Annotated in this window: 17 protein-coding genes; 13 read left to right on the top strand and 4 right to left on the bottom strand. The window is 60.8% G+C overall.

All coding sequences use genetic code 11. From position 1 onward, the window contains the following. Window positions 1–76 precede the first annotated feature (76 nt). The 10 genes from IPM20_08085 (at window position 77) to IPM20_08040 (ending at window position 12,528) form a co-directional block, all read left to right on the top strand. Window positions 77–568: a DUF3015 domain-containing protein gene (locus IPM20_08085; protein ID MBK9131573.1), complete on the top strand. Its 492-nt coding sequence runs from the start codon at window positions 77–79 to the stop codon at window positions 566–568. A gap of 191 nt (window positions 569–759) precedes the next feature. After that, on the top strand, window positions 760–2,619 hold the full coding sequence (locus IPM20_08080; protein MBK9131572.1) for a DUF4105 domain-containing protein: 1,860 nt from the start codon (window positions 760–762) through the stop codon (window positions 2,617–2,619). Beyond that, window positions 2,619–3,461 (top strand): alpha/beta hydrolase, encoded by an 843-nt coding sequence (locus IPM20_08075; GenBank protein MBK9131571.1) that lies wholly within the window; start codon window positions 2,619–2,621, stop codon window positions 3,459–3,461. Before IPM20_08080 ends, IPM20_08075 begins: the two co-directional genes overlap by 1 nt. Window positions 3,462–4,046: 585 nt before the next feature. Then, window positions 4,047–5,069 carry a hypothetical protein gene (locus IPM20_08070; GenBank protein ID MBK9131570.1) on the top strand — a complete coding sequence of 341 codons (1,023 nt, stop codon included), beginning with the start codon at window positions 4,047–4,049 and terminating at the stop codon, window positions 5,067–5,069. 24 nt (window positions 5,070–5,093) lie between these two features. Then, window positions 5,094–6,026: a hypothetical protein gene (locus tag IPM20_08065; protein ID MBK9131569.1), complete on the top strand. Its 933-nt coding sequence runs from the start codon at window positions 5,094–5,096 to the stop codon at window positions 6,024–6,026. Window positions 6,027–7,083: 1,057 nt separating this feature from the next. Beyond that, a complete protein-coding gene (locus IPM20_08060; protein MBK9131568.1) occupies window positions 7,084–8,106 on the top strand; it encodes a hypothetical protein in 1,023 nt (340 codons plus the stop codon). Window positions 8,107–8,133: 27 nt separating this feature from the next. Next, a complete protein-coding gene (locus tag IPM20_08055) occupies window positions 8,134–9,066 on the top strand; it encodes a hypothetical protein (GenBank protein MBK9131567.1) in 933 nt (310 codons plus the stop codon). A 441-nt stretch (window positions 9,067–9,507) separates the two neighbouring features. Continuing rightward, window positions 9,508–10,950, top strand: a complete 1,443-nt coding sequence (locus IPM20_08050) for a HAMP domain-containing protein (protein MBK9131566.1) — start codon at window positions 9,508–9,510, stop codon at window positions 10,948–10,950. A gap of 13 nt (window positions 10,951–10,963) precedes the next feature. Beyond that, a complete protein-coding gene (locus IPM20_08045; GenBank protein ID MBK9131565.1) occupies window positions 10,964–11,707 on the top strand; it encodes a response regulator in 744 nt (247 codons plus the stop codon). 179 nt (window positions 11,708–11,886) lie between these two features. Beyond that, window positions 11,887–12,528 (top strand): sulfotransferase family 2 domain-containing protein, encoded by a 642-nt coding sequence (locus IPM20_08040; protein ID MBK9131564.1) that lies wholly within the window; start codon window positions 11,887–11,889, stop codon window positions 12,526–12,528. Window positions 12,529–12,556: 28 nt separating this feature from the next. On the opposite strand, the gene wrbA is transcribed toward IPM20_08040, so the two are convergent. Beyond that, a complete protein-coding gene (gene wrbA / locus IPM20_08035) occupies window positions 12,557–13,156 on the bottom strand; it encodes an NAD(P)H:quinone oxidoreductase (GenBank protein ID MBK9131563.1) in 600 nt (199 codons plus the stop codon). 2 nt (window positions 13,157–13,158) lie between these two features. After that, a complete protein-coding gene (gene arsC / locus IPM20_08030; GenBank protein MBK9131562.1) occupies window positions 13,159–13,506 on the bottom strand; it encodes an arsenate reductase (glutaredoxin) in 348 nt (115 codons plus the stop codon). Window positions 13,507–13,699: 193 nt separating this feature from the next. Here arsC and IPM20_08025 point away from each other — a divergent pair, with 193 nt between their 5' ends. Both IPM20_08025 and IPM20_08020 read left to right on the top strand, forming a co-directional pair. Further along, window positions 13,700–14,116, top strand: coding sequence for a DUF4398 domain-containing protein (locus IPM20_08025; GenBank protein ID MBK9131561.1), 417 nt, complete (start codon window positions 13,700–13,702; stop codon window positions 14,114–14,116). A gap of 10 nt (window positions 14,117–14,126) precedes the next feature. Then, on the top strand, window positions 14,127–14,690 hold the full coding sequence (locus IPM20_08020; protein MBK9131560.1) for a YqhA family protein: 564 nt from the start codon (window positions 14,127–14,129) through the stop codon (window positions 14,688–14,690). A gap of 9 nt (window positions 14,691–14,699) precedes the next feature. Here IPM20_08020 and IPM20_08015 read toward each other — a convergent pair whose 3' ends face one another. Continuing rightward, a complete protein-coding gene (locus tag IPM20_08015) occupies window positions 14,700–16,097 on the bottom strand; it encodes an aspartate ammonia-lyase (GenBank protein MBK9131559.1) in 1,398 nt (465 codons plus the stop codon). Window positions 16,098–16,248: 151 nt separating this feature from the next. On the opposite strand from IPM20_08015, the gene IPM20_08010 reads away from it, so the two are divergent. Then, entirely contained in the window at window positions 16,249–16,533 is a 285-nt protein-coding gene (locus IPM20_08010) for an acylphosphatase (GenBank protein MBK9131558.1), read from the top strand. 133 nt (window positions 16,534–16,666) lie between these two features. Here the strand turns inward: IPM20_08010 and tadA are convergent, their stop codons facing one another. Then, entirely contained in the window at window positions 16,667–18,541 is a 1,875-nt protein-coding gene (tadA, locus tag IPM20_08005; GenBank protein MBK9131557.1) for a Flp pilus assembly complex ATPase component TadA, read from the bottom strand. Window positions 18,542–19,030: the final 489 nt, after the last annotated feature.

Here is a 19,030-nt window from a genome sequence, read left to right as displayed (position 1 = left end):
ATATAGAATTATGTCCAAATGTCTGTAAACTGTAATTTCGCCAAGGTACCAACTCAATCCAGAGGAGAATTATAAAATGACAAACAAAAGGTTCTTACTCGTTGCGGGTCTCTTTACCATTGCGTCTTCCAGTGCCCTTGCGGACAACGTCGGTTCTTGTGGCTGGGGGTCGAAACTGTTCGACGGGCAGTCTGGCCTTGCGCCCCAAGTGCTGGCGGTAACCACCAACGGGACGTTAGGCAATCAGACATTCGGCATTACGTCCGGAACTTCGGGTTGTACCCAGGACGGCACCGTTACATCCACATGGAAAACGGCAATGTTCATCGATGGTAACAAGCAGGCACTGGCCCGGGACACCGCCGCAGGCCGGGGCGAGACGCTGGACGCGCTGGCGTTGCTGATCGGTATTGACGACACAGATACACAGGCCTTTAACCGGCTAATGCAGGAGAATTTCGCCAGCATTTTCCCCAGCAGTGACGTTTCAGCCGGGGAGATTCAGACTGCATTACGCGCCGTAGTCGCGACCGATGCTTCGCTTGGCAAGTACTCAGCGGCCATATAACAACACGAACGTCGTATCATGGAAACATGCCCGGTGGGACACCACCGGGCATGTTTTTTCAGTCAAGTAGTCAACAATTAGCACAGGGCGTAAGAACGCGTCCTGCGATCTCATTTCGTCACGTCGGGCAGGCAACGTTCCCGGACAGATGGGCCTTCGTGTTTCGATTATCTTGCATCGTTCCACTTATCGTGATGGCGCTATTGTCTCCCGCGACAACTCGCGCCACTGAAGGGGATTACCGCGACCAGCTCATCGCGACGGCTCACGAGCAACGACTGCAGCAACGGCCCGAGTGGATCAAGCTGTTGCACTATAAGGCCGGCATGGTCCCCGGTAGTTACAAGAGCGAGGTGGATGCGACCCGATTCTTTTTCGCCCCCGACGGCAAGACCGATCCCGACGCCGAGTTGGTTGCCACGCTCACTGCGTTCTTCGGCCCGTTCCCGGACGCGGTTGATCAGCGGCAATTTCATCCGCAATGCCTGTTCCCGGCTCGTTATCAGTGGTTAAAACAGGAACTGAATTTCGACCTGGCCCGACTGCCGGAGCTGCATTGCCGCGAACTGGAGCAATGGATGACTGCACTCGATCCCGAAGGCGTCACGGTGATATTCCCGGCGGCGTACCTCAACAGTCCTGCCTCCATGTTTGGCCACACATTGCTCCGGATCGACGGTAAGGGGCAAAACGAGCATACCCGGTTGCTGGCCTATTCGGTTAACTTCGGTGCGGATACCGGAAATGACGGTGGTCTGGCCTTTGCATTCAGGGGTCTGTTTGGAGGCTACCACGGCACCTATTCGGTAGCTCCGTACTACCTTAAGGTGCGTGAATACAGTGACATGGAAAACCGTGATATCTGGGAATATCAGCTCGATTTAACCGAGGCCCAGACTCGTACCTTGCTGCTGCATGTGTGGGAAATGCGTGGAATTTGGTTTGACTATTTTTTCTTCGATGAGAACTGCTCCTACCACCTGTTGTCGATAATCGAGACTGCGCGTCCCGATCTCGAGCTGACTAACCGCTTTGGCTACTGGGCCATTCCCTCGGACACGATCCGGGAACTGAATGATGCCGGACTGGTCAGGGATATTGTCTACCGCCCGTCGCGTCGCACCGTGCTCGGTAACCGCATGGCGCAACTCAACCTTGAACAGATCGCTGATGTAAAAAAGCTTGTCCATGGACAGCTCACGCCGCAGGACTCTGTTGTTACCGGCCTGCCTCTGGAGTTACAGGTCGAGGTTCTGGAGCTGGCCCATGAATATGCCGACTATCGTGGAGATGAGGATGCGGCGCTATTGCACACGCTGCTGGAAGCGCGCAGCACCCTTCCGGTTGCCAGCCCGAGAATCAGTGTGCAGAGCGGTACCCGTCCCGACCAGGGTCATGATACTGGACGTGGCGCGCTGACCGCGGGTCGCGAAGCAGGCCACAACTATCAGGAGTTGCAACTGCGCCCGGCCTATCACGATCTGCTCGACCCGATCCCGGGCTACACCCGGGGTGCTCAGATCGTCTTTTTCGATCTGACGGCCAGACACGACAGCAGTTCTGGTACCGCTCGATTGCAATCATTCATGCCAGTGAACATCATATCGCTCACGCCGGTATCTGAGATCGTTACCCCTATGTCCTGGCAGTTTGCCTTCGGCCTGACGCGTAAGCAGGGACAGCAGAGTAACCGCATGATCGCCGCCATTAACGGCGGAATCGGCTTAAGCGCGTCGTTGTTGAGGCATGGTATCGCCTATGCGCTGCTCACCCTCAGTCTGGACGCCGGGCGGGAATTGCGTAATGGCTATGCCGCCGGCGCGGGCGGGGCTACCGGCCTTCTGATGGAGATCACGCCGCGCTGGTCGCTGCACCTCTTTGCCCACGGTACCGGCTACACGGCTGGAGAGGCACACGGCGAAAAAGAGCTCGGGCTGGAACAGCGCTATACAGTGGGCAAGTCCGACACCGTACGTATGGCATGGAGCCGGGAGCGGCAACTGGACGGTGAGTTCACCGATTTCCATATTGGTTGGCAGCGCTTCTTCTAATGACCCGCCTCAGCCTTCTGTTTGTCGTATTGCTTTGTCTGGCGCAGTACGGCTGTACTGGCGTGTTCTTCATTCCAAAGGAGCGACTGGTCCGCACGCCGACCGATATCGGACTCGAATATCGCGAAGTCAAGTTCGACTCGAATGACGGCATACCGCTCTACGGCTGGTTTCTGCCCGCCCGGGGCAAGGCACTGGGCTCCATCCTGTTTCTCCATGGAAACGCAGAAAATATCAGCACCCACATCGGCAGTGTCTATTGGTTGCCCGCCAAGGGTTACAATGTCTTCCTGTTCGACTATCGTGGGTATGGAAGCTCCGGTGGTTCGCCCGATGTGGATGGCGTGATCCTGGACGCGGAAGCGGCCATTAGCCGATTGGTCGCCATGCCTGAATCCGATACGGGTCCGGTCATCGTCTATGGACAGAGCATCGGCGCGGCAATCGCCGTCTATGCCGTTGCCCACAGTACGCATCGTGATCGAATTGACGCCTTGATCGCTGAGAGTGCGTTCACGGGTTACCGGGATATCGCGCGTGAAAAGCTGGCATCCTTTTGGCTCACCTGGCTCTTTCAGTATCCTCTGTCCTGGACAGTCACAGACCATTATGCTCCGATCGATGCCGTGGCGAAGGTTGCGCCGATCCCTCTTCTGCTGGTTTACAGCGAAGAGGACACCGTCGTGTCTATACGTAATGGCGATCAGCTATACAGCGCTGCGAGGGAACCAAAGCAGTTCTGGAGAATGCCTCAGGGTTCTCATATCGGGATCTTCACCCAGCCTGACAACGCGCAGCGTCTGCTGGAATATCTGATGTCCATCAGACGGAGAAAAGACTGATTATCCATGGGCATTCAGGGGTTGGTCATCTGATTCGATGATACTTGCATTCATGCACCCCAGGAGCGCCATCTGCTGAAATTCCGCCTCGAGACTGTATGTCTCGGACTGCACTGCACATCCTCCCTTGAGACGTTAATCCCTGCATTCCTTGCTCTTCGCCGTGAGTAGTTGTACGCGGCGAGCAGTCTGGCTGCGCATGTCATCCGTGGTTAGTCAGAGAATTTCGAGTTCGCTTCCCACGTGACCGCCTGCCGTTTCGCGGTGAAACCATGTTGGAAGGATACGTAGTAGTCCTGTAAGCCAATAGAGTTATGAGTAATTTTAAATAAATAACATTGTGCAATAAAGATGATTGAATTGTGCAAAAACTTTGACTCCCCTACGAGATCGTGGTTAAATTTTCCCCGAGCGTTTGGTCAGAAGGTGGATCGGGAATGATCCTCAAGTGGAAATCTATCCTCTGCTTGTGCCCCGCATACGCTCGGTTCTCAGGGAGGTTTCTCATTAAGGACAATATAAGAGACTGTTATATATATGATTTATAACAGTATCTGCTCATAATATATTTCATGGGAGAGACAAATGAAGAAACTAACTTCTCTGTCCTTGGCGCCGGCCGCGCTTTTCATAGGCGGCGCTGCCATGGCGGCGCCGATCGGCGGTTACGACGCGTGGACGGTTAACGCGGGCGTAATCACGGCGACCTGCCCGGCAGGCCATACCTGTACCAACCTGGACGCCACCGGCAACGGCATCCTGCAGCAAAAGATGGTGGACAACGCGGATACCACCGTCTCCTACTTCCGCACCATCGTCTCCGAAGAAGGCGCCACGGCGACGGACCTGGCCTCGGTTCAGGCCCTGGGCTTCCGCATTGAAGGCCAGATCGGCATCGACGGCGGCGGCGGCAACAACTACACCAACCGCAGCGTGATCAAGGCGGGTGCGCAGCTGGGCAACGACGCGATGGCGACCATGGCCGAGATCAACAGCGGCGCCCTGCAGTCGGGTAGCCTGGCGCCGGTCGTCCTGGATCAGCAGCAGGGTCTGGGTGCGACCACGCGCAGCATGGACTGGCATTTCCATGAGAACGGCGTGGGCTACCTCGAGTTGAACGCCTACTCCACCGGCGGTGTCGCCGGCGGCGGTACCGGCAACGAGGGCGCCATCACGGTGCGTCGTTCGAACAACGTCTCGCTGGGCGGCACCCTGACGCTGGATCCGGGCGGTTCGCAGGAACAAACCCTGGCCTATGCGGCCGGCAACTCCGTCACGGCGGTGTGGCTGACGCAGGCGGCCTCGGGCATCGGTTCCTTCACCAACCGGACCCTCGGTCTGCAGCGCTACACGGTGGTTACGGCCGCGGGTCAGGCGGGCAAGACCAACGCGGGCGGTACCTCGGTCTCGGCGAGCAATGCGGACGGAAATGGCAATTTCGTGATCTCGCTCAACGGTCCGGGCACCGAGATCAGTGGTACGCAGTTCGGCTGGAACAACGCGCTGTTTGGCAACACGCCGCAGGAGTACTTTGAGAACTCCATCTCAAGTGGTCTGGTGGCGCCGCCGGCTCCGGGTACCTTCGCCGATGACTTCGTCATTCCCTAACGACGCGTAGATAGGAGAGTAATCATGAATCGCAAATATATAGCTTTAGCGATGGCGTCCGCGGGAGGGTTGTTGGTTTCGGGTGCAGCCCTGGCGGGTTCCGCCGCATCACACAATGCGCCGTTGAGCTTCGATCAGTATTCGGTCACCAACGGCACCATCACGGACACCTCGGTCGAGTGTTCGGTCGGCGGCTGGACCTGCGTCTCCCTGGATGCGACCAGCAACGGCCTGCTGATGCAGCAGGTGACCGATCCGGGTACCGGCGTCGCCTTCATCCGTACCATCGTGACGGAAGAGAACGCCAACGGTACGACGGCTGCGGGCCTGGAGTTCTGGCAGGAGGCGCAGACCTTCGCCAGTGGTGTCACCACCAACAACATTGCCCTGGCACAGGGCGTGAACTCCGGGGGCATGGACTTCCGCATCAAGCTGTTCGAAGCCTCCTTCCGTTCGGACGGGGATATCACGATCCCGACCAGTGGCGGTGGCGGTGCGGAAATGTACATGAACCAGACCATCGCCACGGCGGGTCAGACCTTCCAGCAGGACGGCGTGAACGGCAATGCGCGTCAGCGCATCGACCAGGTCCAGGGTACCAACCCGGGCAAGTTCACCTACGCCTCCATCGACGGCGCGGCGTTCATGCCGACCGTGGGCGGCACGCTGGGTGGTACGGTCATGCCGGCACTGGCCTATGCCTCGACGGATGGTATCAGCGCGGTCTGGATCGGCGCGGATCAGCCGGGTAACTACGCGGCCTCGCTGCGTCAGTTCGGTTACCAGCAGTTCCGCAACTGGGGTTCGATCGCGGTCACCAATCCGGGCACGAACGTGGCCGGTGGCACCTCGACCTACTCCTCGGTCGGTCCGCTGGGCACCTTCTCGGCCAACGGCTCGTGGGACTGGGATGCGGCCCTGTGGGATCTGGGTGCCGCGCCATCCGGCCCGCCCTGATCGTGCCGGTCTAGACACAATACTTACATAGCAGTGCTTATTTCGGAGGGGGCGCAATGCCCCCTCACTTTCCCGGCCAGATTTGAGACTTTTGTAGTAGCAATGGCAGTAGCAGTACGGGCTGAACTCTGGCCCAGGATATACCACTCCCAAGGTGTATCCGCGTTAGTGGTAACAACGTCAGCTTGGGGGAGGCATTGCCTCCCCCTCTTTTTTGTGCTCTCCGAGCAGGCAGAATCGGTCGTATCCCTCAGTCAATTACGAGCAGAATCCAGTAGCATCAGAAGCCGGCCGTACACCTACCATATCGAGCGCAATTCCGGTAAATACAGCGGAAATTCGCGCGGATCCCGTGAATAATTACGTCTGCGCGTCAAATCACGAACTCGATTCTTTGATCGCAATCAAGCTGCGCCATGGCGGGCTAAATTATTTACGCCCCCTTTGCGACGATAATATTCGACGGTGATTGTTTACCAGTCCGCGATGACTTGCATGAAAATTATCGGAAAAAACAGTGGTTCCGTATCACCGTCCGGGTCTGCCCGTAACGCCGGGGTGATGCAGATGTGGCGCTCATCTCGCGTCACGCAGCCATTATGGTCTTGTGAGTATTTATCCGCGTCCACAAATAAACGGTACAAAATGTGCCGAAATACGCTGGAATTTCTACAAATCTTGCGCGCAAAAAATCAAAGTGAGTTCTCATTGATCAGGAACACTGCATATCAATGTGCACCTAATGAGGAAATTCCGCAGAAATCCGCCCAGATTTTGAATTATGGGTTGCCATACGATCTCATGGCGGTATAACTGAACTCGAGGTTCAGAAGGGTTCCGCTGCAAGCCTGAAGTCCTCGGCAATGGCCGTCAGAACAGACCTGCTTTATAACACGAGCGATTCTGTTTGCTTTATTCGCTACGGTTCGCCTAATAAATCGATACACATTGATGTGTACGAAAAAGGGATTGATCCACTTTATGGATGATCAAAAGGCACTGTTATTCGAGCCATAACAGTTCTTGCTGATTTGAAATATTACAGTGGAGACAAAACATGAGAAAACTGAGCGTACTGACACTGGCGCCTGCTGCTCTGTTCGTCAGCGGTGCCGCCATGGCAGCGCCGATCGGTGGCTACGACGCGTGGACGGTTAACGCGGGTACCATCACGGCGACCTGCCCGGCGGGCCATACCTGCACCAACCTGGATGCCACCGGCAACGGCATCCTGCAGCAAAAGATGGTGGATAACGCGGACACCACCGTCTCCTACTTCCGCACCATCGTTACCGAAGAAGGCGCCACTGCGTCGGACCTGGCCTCGGTTCAGGCCCTGGGCTTCCGCATTGAAGGCCAGATCGGCATCGACGGCGGCGGCGGCAACAACTACACCAACCGCAGCGTGATCAAGTCCGGCACTCAGTTGGGCAACGATCAGATGTCGACCATGGCGGAGATCTCGCTGGGTGCCCTGCTGTCGGGCAGCCTGTCGCACTTCGTCGCAGACCAGGAGCAAGGCCTGGGCGCGACCACGCGGGGCATGGACTGGCATTTCCATGAGAACGGCGTGGGTTACCTCGAGTTGAACGCCTACTCCACCGGCGGTGTGGCCGGCGGCGGTACCGGTAACGAAGGCACCATCACAGTGCGTCGCAGCACCAACGTCTCTCTCGGAGGTACGCTGACGCTGGGCGCGAGCCCGACGGAAGGTGTGCAGACCCTGGCCTACGCGACCGGCAACGCCGTCACGGCGGTGTGGCTGACACAGGCGGCCTCGGGCATCGGTTCCTTCACGAACCGGACCCTCGGTCTGCAGCGCTACTCCGTGGTCACCACCACGGGCCAGGCGCAGAAGACCAACGCGGGTGGCACGTCAATCGACGCATCCAACGCCGATGGCGCGGGTAACTTCACGGTCAGCCTCAACGGTCCTGGCACCGAGATCAGTGGTACGCAGTTCGGCTGGAACGCGGCGCTGTTCGGCACGCAGCCTCAGCAGTACTTCGAGAACTCGATCTCGAGCGGTCTGATTGCGCCGCCGACGGGTACCTACGCCAATGACTTTGTCATTCCCTGATGACGCTTGAGATATAGGAGAGTAATCATGAATCGCAAATATATAGCTTTAGCGATGGCGTCCGCGGGGGGCTTGCTGGTTTCGGGTGCTGCCCTGGCGGGTTCCGCCGCAGGTTGGAACGGTCCGCTGAGCTTCGACCAGTTCTCGGCCACCAACGGCACCATCACGGACACCTCGGTCGAGTGTTCGGTCGGTGGCTGGACCTGCGTCTCCCTGGACGCGACCAGCAACGGCCTGCTGATGCAGCAGGTGACCGATCCGGGTACCGGCGTCGCCTTCATCCGTACCATCGTGACGGAGGAGAACGCCAACGGCACGACGGCTGCGGGCCTGGCCTTCTGGCAGGAAGCTGAAACGCTTGCCAGCGGCGTCAACACCAATAACGTCGCGGTCTCGCAGGGCATTGTCGATGGCGGCATGGATTTCCGCGTAAAGCTGTTCGAGGCCTCCTTCCGTTCGGACGGGGATATCACGATCCCGACCAGTGGCGGTGGCGGTGCGGAAATGTACATGAACCAGACCATCGCCACGGCGGGTCAGACCTTCCAGCAGGACGGCGTGAACGGCAATGCGCGTCAGCGCATCGACCAGGTCCAGGGTACCAACCCGGGCAAGTTCACCTACGCCTCCATCGACGGCGCGGCGTTCATGCCGACCGTGGGCGGCACGCTGGGTGGTACGGTCATGCCGGCACTGGCCTATGCCTCGACGGATGGTATCAGCGCGGTCTGGATCGGCGCCGATATGCCGGGTAACTACGCGGCCTCGCTGCGTCAGTTCGGTTACCAGCAGTTCCGCAACTGGGGAACGATCGGGGTCACCGCTCCGGGCACGAATCTCCCGGCCGGTACCTCGACCTACTCCTCGGTCGGTCCGCTGGGCACCTTCTCGGCCAACGGCTCGTGGGACTGGGATGCGGCCCTGTGGGATCTGGGTGCTGCGCCATCCGGCCCGCCCTGATCACGTAATCGCAAGTTTGTAGTAGTAGCCGTATGGGTCGAACTCTGGCCCAGGATATACCCACTCCCAAGGTATATCCGCGTTAGTGGTAACGTTTCGGCTCGGGGGGGGCTTGTGCCCCCCCTTTTTTTCTCGTTTTTATTCATTTACGCCAAATTGGCGAGTCCTCACGCAATCACAGCCCCATGGGCGGTTTTCGTTTTCATCTGTCTGACCAGGTGGGCGCCGCGCAGGAAATTCCATTCTAAAGTTATCCTGCCCGGCGCGAATAGTACCCGCTGACGGACCTGCCATCCCGAAGGAATCACCCATACCCGAGTCCCGTGGCTGCTGTGAGTTCAGCGCTGGGCGATGACGCCATAGGAGTTCAATTTTTGAATTGCCTGGCTTTAGGTATAAGCTTTGCACGCGGTCATGGTTTCCCGAGCCGCGTGAAGGTCCATGAATCTTTCGATCAGACATAAGCTTTTTCTGGTGCTGTTCCTCACCATCGGACTGGTAGCGGGGAGCATGGTCATCTTTATCGAGTTTTCCCTCGAAGGCCTGTTCGTGCGGTACCTGGACGATCGCCAGCAGGCGCGGTTCAGTGGCATTGCAGAGCATTTGAAGAATGAGTACATCGAGAGCGGCGGATGGCAGCGACTCGATGAGGATCAGCTGGTCTGGGCCAAAATGCTGCTCGGCGATAGCGAGCACATTATGATCCACCGCCCTCCCCGGGATGACGCGGAAGACGAGCGGACGGAACGCGAACTGGAGGAGGCGCTGCTGGCCAAGGTCAAGATGGTCGAGGGCGGGTTCCTGCGAGCCGATCGTCGCGTCATGCTGCTCGATGCGGATCGTTCCATCATTTACGGAGACCCCGAACTGGCGGATCTGCTGACACTGCGACCGATCATCGTCAACAGGCGTACCGTCGGATATCTGGGGATCCTGCCCGGACCCTCGATCTCGGATCTGCGCGCAGGGCATTTCCTCGATCAGCAGACCGACGCCTTCGCGCTGATGGTGTTGACGGTGATGCTGGTGTCGGCGGCACTGGCCTATGCTTTTGCAAACCGGGTACTGGAACCCCTGGGCGCAATCACCAGTGGTTCGCGTGATCTTGCCGACGGGGATTATGAGGTGCGCGTGCCGGTGACAGCCAGGGATGAGCTGGGGCAGCTCGCGCGGGATTTCAACAGCCTGGCCGAGGCATTGCAGCAGAACGAACGAATACGCCGACAGTGGGTGGCGGACATCTCGCATGAATTACGCACGCCGCTTTCGGTGCTCCGCGGTGAGATCGAGGCGATGCAGGATGGCGTGCGTCAGATGGATATCGACGCGATCAATTCACTGCACGGTGAAATCCTGCGCCTCGGCCGGCTGGTGGATGATCTCTACGAGCTGTCGATGACAGACCTGGGTGGCTTGCAATACCGCAAGACCCGGGTCGATCCCGTCGCCATCCTGGAGGATGACCTCAGGGCGCATGCCGAGGAGTTTCGTGCCCGGAACCTGGAGGCCACACTGGAAAATCGACTCACGGAACCGCTGTCGATCAACGCGGATCCGGACAGGTTGGAGCAGCTGTTTTATAACCTGCTGAGCAATACACTTCGCTACACCGATGCAGGCGGACGCCTGATCATCCGTGTGGGCAAGGACAGCAGGCAGCTGATTGTGGATTTCATGGATTCCGCCCCCGGCGTACCGGAAGAAGACCTGCCCCGTCTGTTCGACCGGCTCTATCGTGTCGAGACATCCCGTAGCCTGGTCTACGGCGGCGCGGGACTTGGTCTGGCGATTTGTCGTAATATCGTGCATGCCCATGGCGGAAGCATCACCGCGCAACACTCCACCCTGGGCGGTTTGTGGGTACGGATAACCTTGCCTTTATAGGACCGGTATCGATATGAATGACATAGATTCGCAGCGAATTCTGGTGGTGGAGGATGAAGCCAAGCTGGTGCAGGTGCTGCAGGATTACCTGGCCGACGCGGGATACACGACGTTCGCGCTCCGTGATGGGAAGAAGGTGATACCGTGGGTGCGCGAGAACCAGCCGGACCTGATCCTGCTGGACATCATGCTGCCGGGAATGGATGGGCTGGAGATCTGCCGGGGAATACGTTCCTTCAGTCAGGTGCCGATCATCTTCATCACGGCGCGCGTCGAGGAGATAGACCGTCTGCTTGGCCTCGAGCTCGGCGGCGACGACTACATCTGCAAGCCATTCAGTCCGCGGGAGGCCATTGCGCGCATCAAGGCGGTCATGCGGCGGCTGGCCACTCCGGGGCATGCCACTCCGGGCGGAGGCGTGGTAACGCTCGACGAGAACAGTCATCGGGTGTGGGCGGGTGATCGCAGCGTGGTTTTGACCACGGTCGAGTTCAAGCTGCTGGAAACGCTTTACCGTGAGCCGGGTCGGATCTATTCGCGTGGCTATCTGATGGATCGCATCTACAAGGACAGCCGGGTCGTTTCCGATCGCACCATCGACAGCCATATCAAGAAGCTGCGCAAAAAACTGGCCGGTCTGCTGCCGGATATGGAGATCATCCAGTCGGTCTACGGCGCCGGCTATCGCTACGAACCCGCCCCCGCCGCCGGCAATTCCCCCGGCGCGGAAGAGGACCGGACGGCGGTTCCTCGATAATTGCCAACTTTCTTCCGAATAATTGCTCAATCCGACCTTAGCCTTTCTCGGGTACGGTAGCGGCGGGTCGCCGATGTTCGGCGGTCTTGGAATGTGGCGTCGTCGTTACCGTGCGATGGATGGTCTATCACGTTCGCGCGCGAATCGCCGCAACGGCAGCCATGGGGCGGTATTCGGGCATGATCGATTTCAATCGGCGTTTGCTGTTCATTCACATCGCCCGCACGGGAGGCACCAGCATCGAGACCGCGTGTGCGGGCATCGACTGGTGCTGCATAGATCTGCCCAGCAAGCATCTGTCCGCTTCACAGACACGCGCCCGATACGGCGAGGAGATCTGGAACAGTTTCATCAAGTTCACCATCGTTAGAAACCCCTGGGACAGGCTGGTCTCCATGTGGTCGACGGGCTCGTGGCACTCCGAACAGGATGGCGAATCCTGCCGGGACATGAAGGCGTTTCTCGCGCAGTTGAAGCCGCACCCGGTCGAGAAATATCAATCCCTGTTTTATCACGAGATTCTCGACGAGCCGCTTGATTACGTGCTCCGCTATGAGAACCTGCACGACGATCTCCTGCGCATGCTGAAGGAGCGTAGTCTCCCGCCCGTCGTGCTTCCGCATGTGGAGGCGACGCGCAGAAATCATTACTCCAGCTATTACACCCCCGAGACGGCGGAAATCGCCGGCGCGATGTTCAGGCGGGACATCGAGGATTACGGGTACCGCTTCGAGTCATGGCCTGGCGGCGGGCAGTATGCCGCGTATGGAGCCCCGGTGCCGGATGTCGGCAGGCTGTCTGGCGGCAGCCGACCGGCCTGACCCGGCAGGCATCCACTCAGGATTTCTGTCAGGCGTTCTCCGTGAGCCGTGCCGCGGTCTCGGCGATGCGCCGACCCAGCGCGCGGCACAGACGTTTCTCCTCCTCGGTCAGCGGACGGCTTTCATTGAGCCCGGCGGTATGGCTGGCGCCGTAGGGCGTGCCGCCGCTGGCGGTGTTCATCAGATCGGCTTCGCTGTATGGCAGGCCGAGCAGGAGCATGCCATGGTGGAGCAGGGGAAGCATCATCGACAGCAGGGTGCTTTCCTGCCCGCCGTGCAGCGTCCCCGTCGAGGTGAAGACGGCGGCCGGTTTGCCGATGAGCGCGCCCGACAGCCAGAGACTGCTGGTCCCGTCGAGGAAATACTTGAGCGCCGCCGCCATATTGCCGAAGCGCGTCGGGCTGCCCAGCACCAGGCCGGCGCATTCCACCAGATCGTCGTGGCTCGCGTAGGGTGGACCGGCAGCGGGGATGCTGTCCTCGGTCGCCTCGCAGACCGTCGAAACGGCAGGCACCGTGCGCAGGCGCGCGCGAAATCCGGGCACTTCCTCCACCCCGTGCGCGATCTTGTGTGCCATGGCGGCTACGTTGCCATGACGGCTGTAATACAGGACGAGGATGTCGGGCATGGCTACAGGAGGTCCAGGAGCTTCTCGGGCGGGCGCGCGACGACGGCGGCTGCGTCCGTCACCACGATCGGGCGCTCGATCAGGATAGGGTATTCCGCCAGGGCGGCGATCAGCTGTTCACGGCCGAGTTTGGGGTCGTCCAGCCCGTTTTCGCGATAGGGCGCCTCCTGCCTGCGCATGAGATCGCGCGGGCTCATGCCCAGGCGCTCGAGCAGCGACTTCAGTTCCTTCTTCCCCGGCGGGTTTTTCAGATACTCCACAATCGTGGGCTCGATGCCATGTTTGCGTAGCAGCTCGAGCGCCTGGCGCGATTTCGAGCAGCGCGGATTGTGGTAGATGGTCACGTTCATGAGGTCACTCCACCGGTCTGTCGGGGGTCACGGTATTCTACCCCGCTGTTTCTTGACAGCCTATAGGGCCGGTGATAGTTTGCCAATAAAAACGAGACCTTGGCGATGTTCGTCGGGTGTTTTTCGAGATTATCCGATATGTACGCAAGCCATGTTCGCAACGATGGTTAGGCGCGGCGGGGCGGCGGTCCTCGTGATGACCGCGCTGGCCGGCTGCGCCATCGCCCCGACGCAGGAGATGAGCGACGCCCGCCAGTCGGTGCAGGCGGCGCATGAGGCCGGTGCGCGTGATTACGCCTCGCGCAATCTCCGTATCGCCGTCGACTACCTGGAAGAGGCCGAGCGCGAACTCGAGCTGCGCTACTTCAGCCGTGCGCGGCATGATGCGGTGGTGGCCAGGAGCGAGGCGCTGAAGGCGCGCAACGTCACCCTCGCCATCCGGGAGGCCGAGGGCGAGATCGCGCGCACGAGTGCCGCCGAAGACGCGGTGCAGCAGGCCACCGAGCTGTTGCTGGGCGCCATGCAGGCGGCCACCGAGGGCAAGGACAAGAAAGCCATCCGCCTCGCCGATGAGGCCAGGAAACTGTTGCAACAGCCCGCCGCACCCTGAACCCACAGTGATGAAGCGCATCGAACGGGCATTTGAGGGCGCGCTCTGGAACAGCCGCTATATCGTGCTCCTGGCGGTGATCTCCAGCCTGCTGGCCGGCATGGCGATGTTCTACATGGCCACCGTCGATGCCGTCTACATGCTGGCGCATCTGGCCGAATACGCCTCGCCCGCGCTCGAGGGTCACGCGCGCGGCGAGCTGCGCGGCACCACCATCACTCACGTGGTCGAGATCGTGGACGGTTATCTGCTGGCGACGGTGATGCTGATCTTCGCGCTCGGCCTGTATGAGCTCTTCATCAGCAAGATCGACCAGGCGGCGCACGCGGAGAATTCCTCCAACGTGCTGCTGATCGACAATCTGGACGATCTCAAGTCGCGCCTCGCCAAGGTGATCCTGATGATCCTGATCGTGAAGTATTTCGAGCACGCCATCGCGATGGAATTTGCGAACCCGCTCGACCTGCTCTACCTGGCGGGCGGCATCACACTGATCGGCCTCGCCATCTACCTGTCCCACGCCGCCGAGCACGGGGGCGGTCCGGGCCCGGAAAAGTCCGGCGCCGCGCACTAGCGCCGCGATCTAGTCCAGACGCCCGTCGCGCGCCGCCTTCAGCACCAGGGCGTCGAACTCCTCCGCCGACAGCAGGCCGCGCTCCGCCACCACTTCGCGCACCGGACGTCCGCTACGCTCGGAGGCCTTGGCCACCTCGGCCGCCGCCGCGTAACCGATGCGGGTGTTGAGCAGCGTGGCGAGTCCGACGCTGGCATGCAGGAATTCCCGGCAGCGCTCGCGGTCCACGCGCAGTCCCTTCAGATTGCGCTCGGTCGCCGCATCGATCGCGTTCGTCAGCCAGTCCATGGCGTCGAACAGCGCCGAGCCCAGCGCCGGCATCATCACATTGAGTTCGAGCTGGCCGGCCTGCGTCATCGCCGCCACCGCCGCGTCCTGGCCCAGCACCTGGTAGCACACCTGGTTCAGCATCTCGAACATCACCGGATTGACCTTGCCGGGCATGATGCTGGAACCGGGCTGCACCGCCGGCAGCACGATCTCGCCCAGGCCGGTGCGCGGGCCGGAGGCGAGCAGGCGCATGTCGTTGGCGATGCGCGTGAGCTCGAGCGCGAGGTCGCGCAGCGCGGAGGACAGCCGCTGCATGTCGTGCAGCGACTGCATCTGGGCGGCGAGGTCGGTCGCGGGGCGGATCGCCTCGCCGGTCAGCCGGGCCAGCTCGGCCGCGGCATTGGCCGCGTAGCCGGGCGCGGTGTTCAGGCCGGTCCCGGCGGCGCTGCCGCCGAGCCCGATCTCGCACAGCGAGGCGCGCGCGCCCTCGATCCGGTCGGCGCAGCGGCGCAGGGTCCAGGCATAGGCGGCGAATTCGCGCCCGAGCGTGGTCGGCACCGCGTCCTGCAGGTGCGTGCGGCCGCTCTTGACCGTGTCCATCTCGCGCGCCGCGATCGCCGCGTACTCATCCGCCATCGCGCGCACCGCCGTGCACAGGCGCGGCAGCTTGGCGAGCGCGGCTAGCCGGATGGCGGTCGGGATGGTGTCGTTGGTGCTCTGCCCCATGTTGACGTGATCGTTGGGGTGCACCGGCGTGTATTCGCCCCGTTTGCCGCCGAGCGCGACATTCGCGATATTCGCGATCACCTCGTTGCTGTTCATGTTGTGGCTGGTGCCGGCGCCGGCCTGGAAACGGTCGACCACGAACTGGTCGAGGTGATCGCCGGCGAGGATGCGGTCCGCGGCGTCGATGATCGCCACGGCGATGTTGCCCTCCAGCCAGCCGGACTGCCGGTTGGCGACCGCGGCGGCGCGCTTGATGCGCACATGGGCGAGCACGAAGTCGCGATCGGGCCGCCGGCCGCTGATGGGGAAATTGTCCACCGCGCGCTGGGTCTGGATGCCGTACCAGGCCTGGTCGGGAACCCGGATTTCGCCCAGGCTGTCTTTCTCGATGCGATGCGTGCCGCTGCTCATGGTGTCGCCTTCCGTTCGGGTGCAATGGGAATGACGCGACGGACCCGGATCGCGCCGCCGCGTATATAATGGCCGTTCAACGGGGCAGATATTACGTGACGGCCGCGGGCATGAAAAGCCGTTTCCCGTGAGCCACGTGCAGGTTTTCGGTATGACGCAGACGATTCGGGTCCCCTGTATCCGTTGCCTGGTGTCCGGCCGCGTACAGGGCGTGTATTACCGCGCCTCCACCCGGCGCGAGGCCGAGCTGCTGGGACTGACCGGCTGGGTGCGCAACCTGCCCGACGGCCGGGTCGAACTGGTGGCGATGGGCGAGGAACGCGCCCTGCGTCGATTGCAGGACTGGCTGTGGCAGGGCCCGCCGAACGCGCAGGTCACCGAGGTGCGCTGCGAGCGCGCGGAACACACGCCGCTGCCGCGCTTCGAGGTGCGTTAACAAACAAAATGAACAAAAATGCAAAAATGGGGACAGATTTATTTAATCTGTCCCCATCGCCTGGCGGGATCTGCGTCGGGGGTTACTTGATCCGGTACTGGGGACAGATTAATAAATCTGTCCCCGTTATTCCCTATTTGATGCAGACGGTGCGGACGGTATGCAGGTCGGTCAGTCCCTGCAGCACCTTCTCGATGCCGTCCTGCTTCAGCGTGCGCAGGCCTTCATTCAGCGCCGTGCCCAGCATTTCGGACACCTGCGCGTGTTCGAGGATCTGCTTCTTGATCGCGCTGGTCGCGTACAGCAGTTCGTGGATACCCAGACGGCCCTTGTAGCCGGTATCGTCGCAGGTCTTGCAGCCCTTGGGACGGTAGAGCGTGAATTTCCCGTCCTGGGTGTATTTTTCCCGCCATTCCTTCAGCACGCCGTCATGAAAGGCCCGCCGTTCGTCCTCGGGGGCTGACGGCGAGACCAGCTCATAGCAGTACTCGGCGACCATCTCCCTGATTTCCTCGTTCGTGGGCTCGTAGGCCTCCTTGCACTTGACGCACAGCCGCTTGGCCAGGCGCTGGGCCAGGATGCCGATCAGGGCGTCGGCGAAGTTGAAGGGATCCATGCCCATGTCGAGCAGGCGCGTGACGGTCTCGGGCGCCGTGTTGGTATGCAGGGTGGACAGCACGAGGTGGCCGGTGAGCGAGGCCTCGATGCCCATGCTGGTGGTCTCCTTGTCGCGCATTTCACCGACCATAATGATGTCCGGGTCGGCGCGCAGGAAGGAGCGCATGGCGGCGGCGAAGTTGAAGCCGATCTTCGGTTTCACCTCCACCTGGCGCAGGCCGCGCTGGGTGATTTCGACCGGATCCTCCGCGGTCCAGATCTTCACGTCCGGCGTGTTCAGGTAGCCGAGCACGGAGTGCAGCGTGGTCGTCTTACCCGATCCCGTCGGACCGCACACGAAGATCAGGCCGTAGGGCTTGGAGATCATGCGCTTCAGCGTGGCCTCGTTGCGCTCGGACAGCCCGATCTTGTCGAGCGGCACCGGCTCGCCGCTTGCCAGGATGCGCATGACCACGTCTTCCAGGTCGGCCGCCGTCGGGATGGTGGCGACGCGCAGCTCGATCTTCAGCGAACTGAATTTCTTGAAGTCGATCTTGCCGTCCTGGGGCTTGCGCTTCTCCGAAATGTCGAGATCGGCCATGATCTTGATGCGCGCCACCACCGCGCTGCGCATCTTGGCCGGGATCTCGTAGTAGTTCTTCAGGTCGCCGTCCTTGCGGATGCGCACGATGGTCTTCTTCTTGCCCGGATAGGGTTCGATATGGATGTCGGACGCGCCCTGCTGGTAGGCATCGATGACGATCTTGTTGACCAGCTTGACGATGACGTTGTCCTGCACCGAGGTCTCGCCGTACTCCTCGTCGTTGTCCTTCTCCGTGTCGTCATAGCCGACTGTGTAATCGTCCAGCGACTCGCTGTCGATGCTCGACATGGTATACAGCGTGGTGATCGTGTTCTCGACCGCGGACTTCGAGGCCATCACCGGTTCGATGAAGAGATTCGAGTGGAAGCGGGCGGCGTCGAGCGCCTCGCGGTCCATCGGATTTTCCAGCGCGACCACCAGCTTGTTGTTGAAGCTGTGGATGGGCACCATGCCGTACTGGCGCACCATTTCCTCCGGGATGTACTTGATCGCCTCCGGGTTGATCTTGAAATTGACGAGGTCGATGAACGGGATGCCGAGTTTCTCGGACAGGGCCTGCATGATCTCGCTCATGTTGATGATGCCGAGATCCATCAGCACCTGGCCGAGCTGCACGTTCTTGCCCTGCGCGCGATAGTTCTTCTGCGCCGCCAGCGCCTCGTCCAGATTGTGCTGGGTGATCAGCTTCTCCTTCACCAGGATTTCGCCCAGGCGCAGCTTCGGGGCTTCCTTGTGGTTGCGCAGCACCTCCTCCAGCATCTCGGTGGTCTCGATCTTCTTCAGATCGACGCCGGGCTCTGCGTCCATCTCGGCGCCGGCCGCGGCCTCCTGCGCCGAATCCGCCGGTGCTTCCCCGGGCGTCAGGCGGTACTGTTCCGTCGAGCTGTGCGGCACGAAGGTGTGGTAATAGCGCTGGTTCTCCAACAGGGGATACAGGTACAGCCCGCCGGCATCGCTGCGGTATCCCAGGGTGACGTCCGACAGGGTGCTGCCGTCCTTCAGCTCGATCCGGTACTGGAGGATGCGCGAACCCTGGTTGGCCGGTTGGGCGGACTGTTCCGGCGCAAGCTGCTCCGGGGCCCAGGCGCGCGGCTGCGGGAGCTGGAAATAGCGGAACTTGGCGAAGGGGATGTCCTGGGGAGCGCCACCGTCCACCGTGACGGTAATGGACTTCTCGTCGCGCAGGAACTTCTGCAGCGTCCCGGACAGGGTGGCGCCGTCATGCAGCACCAGCTCGATCCGCTCCCCGGCCTTGAGGGCGTTCTTGATGTCGATCTCCGCCAGCGGCGGCGGCAG

The sequence above is a fragment of the Gammaproteobacteria bacterium genome, from assembly GCA_016716465.1.
Classification (GTDB): domain Bacteria; phylum Pseudomonadota; class Gammaproteobacteria; order SZUA-140; family SZUA-140; genus JADJWH01.
This window is presented reverse-complemented; position numbering and strand designations above follow the sequence as displayed.

Excerpts from the sequence above, each read along its gene's own strand:
- IPM20_08085 (MBK9131573.1), top strand. The coding sequence starts at position 77 with ATGACAAACAAAAGGTTCTTACTCGTTGCGGGTCTCTTTACCATTGCG.
- IPM20_08075 (MBK9131571.1), top strand. The coding sequence starts at position 2,619 with ATGACCCGCCTCAGCCTTCTGTTTGTCGTATTGCTTTGTCTGGCGCAG.
- IPM20_08070 (MBK9131570.1), top strand. The coding sequence starts at position 4,047 with ATGAAGAAACTAACTTCTCTGTCCTTGGCGCCGGCCGCGCTTTTCATA.
- IPM20_08065 (MBK9131569.1), top strand. The coding sequence starts at position 5,094 with ATGAATCGCAAATATATAGCTTTAGCGATGGCGTCCGCGGGAGGGTTG.
- IPM20_08060 (MBK9131568.1), top strand. The coding sequence starts at position 7,084 with ATGAGAAAACTGAGCGTACTGACACTGGCGCCTGCTGCTCTGTTCGTC.
- IPM20_08055 (MBK9131567.1), top strand. The coding sequence starts at position 8,134 with ATGAATCGCAAATATATAGCTTTAGCGATGGCGTCCGCGGGGGGCTTG.
- IPM20_08050 (MBK9131566.1), top strand. The coding sequence starts at position 9,508 with ATGAATCTTTCGATCAGACATAAGCTTTTTCTGGTGCTGTTCCTCACC.
- IPM20_08045 (MBK9131565.1), top strand. The coding sequence starts at position 10,964 with ATGAATGACATAGATTCGCAGCGAATTCTGGTGGTGGAGGATGAAGCC.
- IPM20_08040 (MBK9131564.1), top strand. The coding sequence starts at position 11,887 with ATGATCGATTTCAATCGGCGTTTGCTGTTCATTCACATCGCCCGCACG.
- wrbA (MBK9131563.1), bottom strand. The coding sequence starts at position 13,156 with ATGCCCGACATCCTCGTCCTGTATTACAGCCGTCATGGCAACGTAGCC.
- arsC (MBK9131562.1), bottom strand. The coding sequence starts at position 13,506 with ATGAACGTGACCATCTACCACAATCCGCGCTGCTCGAAATCGCGCCAG.
- IPM20_08020 (MBK9131560.1), top strand. The coding sequence starts at position 14,127 with ATGAAGCGCATCGAACGGGCATTTGAGGGCGCGCTCTGGAACAGCCGC.
- IPM20_08015 (MBK9131559.1), bottom strand. The coding sequence starts at position 16,097 with ATGAGCAGCGGCACGCATCGCATCGAGAAAGACAGCCTGGGCGAAATC.
- IPM20_08010 (MBK9131558.1), top strand. The coding sequence starts at position 16,249 with ATGACGCAGACGATTCGGGTCCCCTGTATCCGTTGCCTGGTGTCCGGC.
- tadA (MBK9131557.1), bottom strand. The coding sequence starts at position 18,541 with ATGGACGCAGAGCCCGGCGTCGATCTGAAGAAGATCGAGACCACCGAG.